The sequence below is a fragment of the Pararhizobium sp. genome, assembly GCF_035497515.1.
In the GTDB taxonomy this organism is placed as follows: Bacteria; Pseudomonadota; Alphaproteobacteria; order Rhizobiales; family Rhizobiaceae; genus Pararhizobium.
The window spans coordinates 1-2,517 of sequence record NZ_DATJDJ010000083.1; the positions used below are offsets into that span (position 1 = coordinate 1).

Below are 2,517 nucleotides of genomic sequence, written 5' to 3' on the forward strand. Positions count from 1 at the left end.
GTGCCGACTTTCAGGTCGTCGATGAACACGCTGCCACCATCCACCCGGAACGGAACTTTCTTGGTGGACCCATCGATCAGGACAAACCGATCAGCCTCGATCACAAACTGCGTGTCCGCGCCCGTGTCAGAAGGCACGTCGAGATACCACCCTGCAGCCCGATAACTGCCACTCGTCCCGTAGCGGACGCGGGCGCCGATGCGGGCGTATCCGGTGGGCCCCGTTACGACCTCCATCTTGAAGCGCGCGTCAGCGGTGATTTCGCCAACGGTTGCGGTCAAAGCGGTAACCGATGCGGCCGACGCCTTTGTCGCAATATCCCCTTCGGCCGTGGTAACGCGCGTAGTGAGGGCGGTCAGCGCGCTCGCTGATGCTTTTGTGCCAAGCGTGCTGTTGATCGTCGTGATCGCATCGGCCTGACTCTCAATATCGTCCTCGGTTTGGGTGACACGCCCGGTCAGAGCGGTCAGGCCCGAGGCCGATGCTTTTGTGACGAGCGCCGCATCGACATCCGCAGTGTTCGCCTTGAGCGGCAGGGCAACGTTGATGCTGGTGATCGCCGAGGCCTGTGACGAAAGGCTGCCTTCCGCCGCCGTCACGCGCGTCGTCAGCGCGGTCAACGCCGTCGAGGTCGCCAGTCCCGGAATGGTCGCCTGCACACGCGTGACGGCCTGCGACAGGATGTCGAGGCTGTCGGCTGCCAGCACGATCTTCGTGACGAGCGATTCCGACGCCTCGGCCGTGACCTTCAGCCCGTCCATCTTCGCCAGAAAGTTGGCAAACTCCTGATCGACGATCTCGCCTGCCAGCGGCAGCAACTCGTTGCGGATCGCCGTGACAGCCTGTCCCTGGCTGACGATGCCGCCACCACCAAGCGCCTCGACCTCGGCTTCCAAGGTCGCAACAGCGCCAACGCTGGCCTTGCCGTCCAACGCAGCATCGATCCCCGTCAGAGCCGTACTATGCGCCGCGACTGTGTCACCAAGCGTCGAAACTTCGCTTTCCAGCGCGGTCACACCACCGGCAATGGCCGTGAGCCCGGTGACCGGATCGGTGATCTGGGCATTGAGCGCGGTGATATCCGAGGCCAACGCGCCATCGGCCGAGATGCGCGCCGTGCGCTCCGCCAGCAGTTCCGCGCGCGATGCGCCCGGCGACGGACTGCCGATCGATATCCAGTCGATCGTGTAATAGTTCGACGCGTCCTGGACGGTGGAGAGATCAATCCGGATGCGGTCGATGGCGCCGGACCAGCCCATGTTGAAGGTGATGAGGCCGATCCCGTTGCTATCGAATGCCGGCTCCGCAATCGTCTCGCTGCGCCCGGTATCCCAGGTCGCATCGGACGCCTGCCGCCACCAGGCGCGCCCGTCCCAGGTCAACGTCCCCGTCTTGCGAACCCGTGCCCTCACCTGCGTATAGGCGGTCGCCGAGATGGCGAGATCGACAGGCGACGTCACATAGGGATCGCTGGCATGGTTTGCCGGCCGCAGGAACCCGCCGGAAACCGTCGGAGTGCCGTTGCCACCCCAACCCTCAACCGAAGCATCGAAGGTCCAGAGCCTGGCCGGATCAAACTGGTTATCCGTGCCGACCGACAAGAGCGAGATCTGCTGCGCCAGCGCGTCGTCACCATCCACGCGCGCGGTATCGATGGTGATCAGCTGCGCGCTGATGTCATTGACCTCGGCGGAAAACGTCGTCAGCCGCTCCGAGATTGCCGCCGTCTCGCTGACGGCCGTCGTGATCCGCTCGTCGAATGTTGCGATCGAGCTTTCAAGCCGTGTCGTAATCGTGCGGCGAATTTCCTCGCGGGCCGTGAAGCCGGCATAGTCGGCATTGGCGACATAATCGCGGATGCTTTCGATTTCGTTCAGCAGTGCGCGGTACTTACCGGCGGCCTCGATCGCACCATCAATCCGATCCTGCTCCTCCTGGTCGATCTTCTCGACGGCATCATTCAGATCGCTGATCGTCTGGTTGACCTTGTCGAGCAGGTCCTCGCCGATCCACTCGTCCAGTTCGGTCAGCTTGTCGATGATTTCCTGTGTCAGGTCGTCGATGGAAATCCGCACGTCCGGCGTGGTGACATCGAGCCAGGCAGACCAATCGGTTTTGCGACCGGAATAAGGAATAAACTTGCCGCGCGCCTGATAGACGGTCGCAGGCAGTGTCCAACCACCCGAAAGCAGCCAGGAAAAGGGCGAGGCATAAGCCGTCGCATCACTGTCGAAGACGACGGAAGCGGTCGCCTTGACGCGGACCTGAACATGCACCTTCTGGACGTCGTCTTGATCCTCAGCACAGCTGATGCGAATTGCCGGCCGCCGTGCAGTGCCGTGTTCGTCGGTCACGGTCGCGGGCTCGACCGCCCAGCCCTGCAACGGCTGGGTTGCCGGTTCAATGGGGCCGAGAGGGCCGACCGTCGTTGGCAGTTCGAAATCCGACGACCAGTCATAGTCGTTTGGATCCAGCTCCCGAAACGCCACCGCCTGGTTGACGTTTGCCAGATCGTCC

The 2,517-nt window shown here is 62.9% G+C and carries 1 protein-coding gene; it reads right to left on the bottom strand.

The features are described from left to right. Nucleotides 1-2,517: phage tail tip fiber protein (locus VL202_RS09225; RefSeq protein WP_325463831.1), on the bottom strand; the 2,517-nt coding region annotated here is incomplete at both ends.